Source organism: Actinomycetota bacterium (assembly GCA_030018275.1).
Classification (GTDB): Bacteria; Actinomycetota; Aquicultoria; order Subteraquimicrobiales; family Subteraquimicrobiaceae; genus Subteraquimicrobium.
On the sequence record JASEGB010000012.1, the window covers coordinates 42,841 to 48,840 of the forward strand.

General features: G+C 47.0%; 7 protein-coding genes. 5 read left to right on the top strand and 2 right to left on the bottom strand.

The window, feature by feature from the left end; all coding sequences use genetic code 11:
- Positions 1-73: 73 nt before the first annotated feature.
- From QMD66_06110 to QMD66_06120, 3 genes are all read left to right on the top strand, one after another.
- A complete protein-coding gene (locus QMD66_06110) occupies positions 74-1,231 on the top strand; it encodes a GuaB3 family IMP dehydrogenase-related protein (protein MDI6822412.1) in 1,158 nt (385 codons plus the stop codon).
- Between the two features lie 91 nt (positions 1,232-1,322).
- A complete protein-coding gene (guaA, locus tag QMD66_06115; protein MDI6822413.1) occupies positions 1,323-2,867 on the top strand; it encodes a glutamine-hydrolyzing GMP synthase in 1,545 nt (514 codons plus the stop codon).
- Positions 2,868-2,889: 22 nt separating this feature from the next.
- Entirely contained in the window at positions 2,890-3,153 is a 264-nt protein-coding gene (locus tag QMD66_06120; protein MDI6822414.1) for a chorismate mutase, read from the top strand.
- A gap of 34 nt (positions 3,154-3,187) precedes the next feature.
- Here QMD66_06120 and QMD66_06125 read toward each other — a convergent pair whose 3' ends face one another.
- Together QMD66_06125 and QMD66_06130 are read right to left on the bottom strand one after the other, a co-directional pair.
- Positions 3,188-4,129: a sodium:calcium antiporter gene (locus QMD66_06125; GenBank protein ID MDI6822415.1), complete on the bottom strand. Its 942-nt coding sequence runs from the start codon at positions 4,127-4,129 to the stop codon at positions 3,188-3,190.
- Between the two features lie 14 nt (positions 4,130-4,143).
- The gene (locus QMD66_06130) at positions 4,144-5,046 is read right to left on the bottom strand and encodes a prenyltransferase (GenBank protein MDI6822416.1); all 903 of its coding nucleotides are present in this window, start codon (positions 5,044-5,046) and stop codon (positions 4,144-4,146) included.
- A 195-nt stretch (positions 5,047-5,241) separates the two neighbouring features.
- Here QMD66_06130 and QMD66_06135 point away from each other — a divergent pair, with 195 nt between their 5' ends.
- Together QMD66_06135 and QMD66_06140 are read left to right on the top strand one after the other, a co-directional pair.
- Complete coding sequence (locus QMD66_06135; protein ID MDI6822417.1) at positions 5,242-5,625, top strand: nucleotidyltransferase domain-containing protein; 384 nt, start codon at positions 5,242-5,244, stop codon at positions 5,623-5,625.
- Positions 5,625-5,924, top strand: a complete 300-nt coding sequence (locus QMD66_06140) for a DUF86 domain-containing protein (GenBank protein ID MDI6822418.1) — start codon at positions 5,625-5,627, stop codon at positions 5,922-5,924. Before QMD66_06135 ends, QMD66_06140 begins: the two co-directional genes overlap by 1 nt.
- Positions 5,925-6,000 lie beyond the last annotated feature (76 nt).

Below are 6,000 nucleotides of genomic sequence, written 5' to 3' on the forward strand. Positions count from 1 at the left end.
CGTTCTGGGTTGTTTTTTAAAGGGAAGATTCAAGTTTTGGAAATTATGAGAGGCTTGATGGTGGTATTAGGACATGGAAATGGAGATCGGTAAGGGAAAGGAGGGAAGGATGGCTTTCGGTTTCGATGATATTGCCATTGTTCCCAGTAGAAGAACAAGGGATCCGGAAGACGTCGATATTTCTTGGGAAATCGGAGGTTTTCATTTCAAATTGCCCGTTTTGGCTTCTGCCATGGATGCCGTGGTGAATACAAAACTCGCCATTGAGATGGGGAAGTTAGGGGGGCTTGCCGTTTTAAATCTGGAGGGGCTACAAACACGCTACGAAGATCCGGCACCAATTTTTCAAGAAATCGCCGGTTTCTCGGACGAGGAGGCGACCCGAAAATTACAGGAGATCTATCGGGAGCCAATAAAACCGGAATTGATTGCCCTACGAATTCGGGAAATCAAAGAAGCGGGAGTTATAGCCGCTGGTTCCTTCACCCCTCAAAGGGTTGAGCGTTACTATAAAATCGCTTTGGAGGCGGGACTCGATATCCTCGTCACTCAAGGTACGGTGGTCAGCGCCGAACATGTGAGTTCTCGATGCGAACCTCTGGATCTTTACAAGTTCATCGCCTCCCTTGATATCCCCGTAATCGTAGGAGGTTGCGCATCCTATGCTACCGCCCTCCACCTAATGCGCACTGGCGCCGTCGGGGTTTTGGTAGGGGTTGGTCCTGGTGCGGCATGCACCACTCGTCAGGTGTTGGGGGTGGGTGTACCCCAGGCAACGGCGATTTCCGATGCAGCCGCGGCGAGAACGAGACATCTCGATGAGACGGGGAAATATGTTCAGGTTATCGCCGATGGCGGGATGAGAACGGGGGGAGACATCGCAAAGGCTTTTGCCTGTGGTGCCGATGCGGTGATGATCGGTGCCCCCATTGCTCGGGCAGAGGAGGCTCCGGGGAGGGGCTACCATTGGGGGATGGCTACCTTCCATCCCGAGCTACCTAGAGGCACCAGGGTATATGCCGGAATCGCAGCCAGTTTAAAGGAAATTCTGATCGGTCCCGCTCACGAAAATGACGGCACCTTAAATCTCTTTGGTGCCCTTAAAACTTCTATGGCTATTTGTGGATATGAAAACATCAAATCCTTCCAGAAGGCGGAGGTGATTGTGGCTCCATCCATCCAGACGGAGGGCAAGTTACTCCAGAAAATCCAGGGGATGACAATCCCCTAATGTTCGTAAATCGTTCACCGTTCACGGTTCACAGAAAATCTTTTTACGATACGGTGAACGGTCAAGGTCAACGGTGAACGAGGGGAATCTAATGACTAATTTAGGTGATTTGCAGAGGGTATTGGTAGTCGATTTTGGGGCCCAGTACAGCCAACTCATTGCCCGAAGGATCAGGGAGTGTAAGGTTTATTCGGAGATCGTTCCCTACGATATCTCCATGGAGGAGATAAGGAGGAGAAAACCGAGGGGATTGATCCTTTCAGGTGGACCCGCAAGCGTCTATGCAAAAGAAGCCCCGAGCTGTAACAGCGAAATCTTCAAGTTGGGTATCCCCGTTCTGGGGGTCTGTTATGGGATGCAGCTCATGGCTCACCTCTTGGGGGGAGAAGTGGCTCGAACCGGCAAAAGTGAATATGGTAAAACGAAGCTCGCCGCTCGAGAGGATACCTTGCTCCTTGATGGACTACCGCGGAAGCAGAATGTTTGGATGAGCCACCGCGATTCGGTGAAGACTCCCCCACCCGGTTTCAAAGCCACCGCCCTCACAGAGACCACCCCCATTGCTGTCATGGAAAATGATCGGGATAAGCTCTATGGTGTTCAATTCCATCCCGAGGTAATTCACACCCCATATGGTATGGATATCCTGAAGAATTTCCTCTACAATGCGTGCAATTGCATTCCCTCATGGACCATGGTCTCCATCATCGAAAAATCCATCGAGGAGATAAAGAGAACCGTGGGGGATGACAAAATCATCTGTGGTCTCTCCGGGGGAGTGGATTCAGCGGTGGCAGCCATCCTCGTCCATAAAGCCGTCGGCGACAATCTCACCTGTGTCTTTGTTGACCATGGACTCCTGCGTAAAGGCGAAGCAGAGCAAGTCGAGGAGACCTTCAGGAAGCATTTTCGAATCAATCTCATCCACGTCAAAGCCCAAGAGAGATTCTTGAATAAACTTAAAGGTATAGTAGACCCTGAGTCTAAACGCTTGATAATAGGGGAAGAGTTCATTCGAACCTTTGAGGAGCTGGCGAAAAAGCTTAGGGAGGTTAAATTTTTGGTTCAAGGCACTCTCTATCCCGATGTCATTGAAAGTGGTACGAAGGATGCGGCAAAGATAAAAACCCATCATAACGTGGGTGGACTTCCCCTTAAGCACGATTTTAAATTGATTGAACCCCTGCGGGAACTTTTTAAGGATGAAGTTCGAGCTTTGGGTGAGGAATTAGGACTTCCGGAGGAGATCGTCTGGCGTCAGCCTTTCCCGGGACCGGGTCTCGCCATCAGGATAGTTGGGGAAGTCACCGAGGAACGGTTGAACATCTTAAGGGAAGCCGATGCCGTAGTTGAGGAGGAGATAAAACGCGCCGGACTTTACAGGAAGCTCTGGCAATCCTTTGCGGTGCTTCCCTGTGTGCGTACCGTGGGAGTGATGGGAGATGAAAGAACCTATTCCTATCCCATCGTCGTTCGAGCTGTGATCTCCGAGGATGCCATGACCGCCGATTGGGCTCGTCTCCCGTACGAGGTTTTGGAAAGGATTTCCAACCGCATTATAAATGAGATTCCCGGGGTAAACAGGGTCGTGTACGACATCAGCTCAAAACCTCCCAGCACCATCGAATGGGAATAATAGGTAGGGCTAGGAGGCGATAATGAGCGAAATCGAAGAGAAGATTGAAAAATTACGAAGTCAAATAGACGAGATAGATCTGAAAATTGTGGAGTATCTAAATAAAAGAGCTGAGCTCGTCTCAGCTATCAAACAACTCAAGATCGAAGGGGGACTCCCCCACCTCGATATCGAGCGGGAGAGGGAAATCCTGGAGAAGGTCACCGCCTCAAATGCGGGTCCCCTTAATAGGGAAGCCATCCTGAAAATCTATCGAAGAATACTAAAATGCATGAAGACCATGTGATTCCCATTCTACCTAAAGATTTCCTCGCTGAAAGCTACACCATTGGTAGAATGCCCAGCTGGACAAGGGCGAAGTATGCGTAGAGCAGTAGAAGGAAGAAACCCTCCAGGCGTCCAACCTTATGCCCCATGGCATAAAAAAGCTGGAGAATGATCGTTCCCAGGATGAAGTATGGGATGGTAAAGTCTTGAATCAGAGGACTCACCGGAATCGGCGAGACGATGGCACAGACCCCGAGGATGAACAGTCCTGTAAAAATATCGGTACCATAGACGTCGCCCAGGGTGACCTCCGTGTGCTTATCTAACGCAGAGAGCACTCCTATCGTGGTTTCAGGGATGGAAGCCCCAATTCCAATCAAGATCAAGGCCATTATCACATCGGGGACGTGGAAAGCCGCCGCGAGCTTGAGTCCACTGCGCAGGACCAGTTCAGCACTGCCGAGCATGATCAGTGTGATGAACAAAAGGGCGAATATCTCTTTACCTTTGCTCAGGCGCTTCTTTAAGGGAGTGACTAATCTTTTCTTTCCTCTTTCCTTGTGGTAGACCGAATAGATATATGGGAGATACAAAGCTACTAGGGCTATTCCTTCCCAGCGATTTATACCACCCCGAGCGAAGATGAGTAAGATGGCACTGGAAAGTAACAACCAGGTCCCATCCCTCTCCTCTATGACCATTTTCACATGAAAGGGTTTAATGAGAGCAGCTATTCCCAGCACCACAAGGAGGGCAAAGATGTTGGATCCAAGGATCGTTCCCAAGGACACACTGGAGGTATGTCTCAAGGCTGCGAAGAGCGAGATCAAAAATTCCGGTAAAGAGGCAAGAATCGATAGCCCGAGGAGGGTCACTGTGATTTCGGACACGCCCAGAAGTCGGGCGATCCTCTTGACTCTGATGAGAACGGCATTAGACGACTTCGAGAGAATGAAGATGAAGATTATAAAAACTAAGAAATAAAGGAAGGACAAATTACCCTCCAACTCTAAATTGCCGCAATTAAAAAGCCTATCGTGACCAATACGGGTGTTGCCAATACCACCAATACATTCTGACCAAGGCTCGGAACCAATTTATCGGTTTGATCGAAGTTTTTTAAGACACCTTTGCTCGCCTTTACGGCTATTGGAATGGTTGCCAGACCAAGTAAGACGTATGGGGGTAGGAGATTGAGAATTACCGGTATGACTATGGATGCATAGGCTAGGGCAAGGAACAGGACATAAGCTCTTGAAGACATCTTCTTTCCCAGGAGTATGACTCCATGCCTTCTTCCCGTCTTCAAATCCGCGTCGTAATCTGGAATTTCATTTACAAAGAGTAGGTTGCTAACGAGTATCCCCACTGGAATCGAGGCTAATATCACAGTGGGCGAGATAGGGAAACTCCCAACTGGAAGCTGTGTAACATAGGCGCCTATGACCATAAGTGGACCAAATCCGAGCCCCGGAAACACTTCCGTGACCCCAACCTTTGTCAAAAGTGGGGTATAAGCATAGATCAAAAATGCAGCTAAAGCGACGATGGGTAGTAGAACTAGGTAATTGTATATGAAGTATGCCCCGATGATCAGTCCGATTATCAGAGAGCCGAATCCAAGCTTGAAGGCATCTTCGGGTTTTACCAATCCCTTGGGTAGGAATCCGCTCCCCCCGCTAAATGGGGTCTTAACCGTGAGTAAATCCGTCCCCCGCTTGTAATCAAAGTAATCATTGAGGACATTGACGCTTATGTGAGCCAGAAGAGCACCAATTAGAGCCAGTACCAGATGCAGTCCATTGAAATATCCTTCATAAACAGCTGCAGCAAAACCAACTGAGACACAAACCGGTGTCAGCAGCAAAAATTGCGGTCTGGTTTCCAGAAACATGATTTTCTTTCTGCCCATTTCCATGTGTCACACCACCAATATTTTACTCTCTTTTGATACCAATCTTTTATCACAAAATCAAGTATTAATACTCCTTTTATGAGTTTATCTGCTGAAAGGTAATTACTGTTATCCTTCTAAGCAACTCGCTATACATCTAAAATGAAAGGTTTATGTTATAATCATGGCAACAAATAGGAAGGAATCTTTAAAATGAGACTTCCTAAGCGTAAGTTAGCCAAAATAGCTAAGGAATATAATTTGAATTTGATCGTCCTCTTTGGTTCTTACGCTACGCATCTACCCAAGCGAGGAAGCGATATTGACATAGCCATAAGGACAACCCGTCATTTGACTTCCAAAGAAGAAATTGCTCTTATCAGTCAACTTTCCCTGCTCTTTCCAACAGAAATTGATGTCACCTTCATTAATGAGGCTGATTCGGTTCTGATCTACGAAATAGCTCGAGATGGTATCCCTCTCTACGAAGAAAATCCTGATAGCTTTGTCGAATTTCAATTATATGCCACCAAAGTGAGCGAAGATGAGCAAAAATACCGAGAGCTTACCAAGGAATACGTTCTAAAGGGGAAATAATGCCTGAGATAAAAAGAGTGGATCTGATTTTCAGAAAATTAGCCAACACCAAAAGTTATCTGAGAGAATTAGAAGAACTTCGCCCAAAATCGCTTCAGGAACATTTATCGAATCTCGAAAAGAAACGAGCCATCGAACGGCAAATTCAACTTGTGGTCGAATCGGTGATAGATGCGGGCGAAATTATTGTTATTGAACTATTTAAACAACCACCCAAAAATAGAAAAGAAGTGATAATTAAATTGAAAGAGTTCAATGTAATCTCAAGAGAGCTTACTGAAGCAATGATCCAGCCATAAGCTTGAGAAATAGAATTGTAAGTGATAATTAAATTGAAAGAGTTCAATGTAATCTCAAGAGAGCTTACTGAAGCAA

Excerpts from the sequence above, each read along its gene's own strand:
- QMD66_06135 (MDI6822417.1), top strand. The coding sequence starts at position 5,242 with ATGAGACTTCCTAAGCGTAAGTTAGCCAAAATAGCTAAGGAATATAAT.
- QMD66_06130 (MDI6822416.1), bottom strand. The coding sequence starts at position 5,046 with ATGGGCAGAAAGAAAATCATGTTTCTGGAAACCAGACCGCAATTTTTG.
- guaA (MDI6822413.1), top strand. The coding sequence starts at position 1,323 with ATGACTAATTTAGGTGATTTGCAGAGGGTATTGGTAGTCGATTTTGGG.
- QMD66_06140 (MDI6822418.1), top strand. The coding sequence starts at position 5,625 with ATGCCTGAGATAAAAAGAGTGGATCTGATTTTCAGAAAATTAGCCAAC.
- QMD66_06110 (MDI6822412.1), top strand. The coding sequence starts at position 74 with ATGGAAATGGAGATCGGTAAGGGAAAGGAGGGAAGGATGGCTTTCGGT.
- QMD66_06120 (MDI6822414.1), top strand. The coding sequence starts at position 2,890 with ATGAGCGAAATCGAAGAGAAGATTGAAAAATTACGAAGTCAAATAGAC.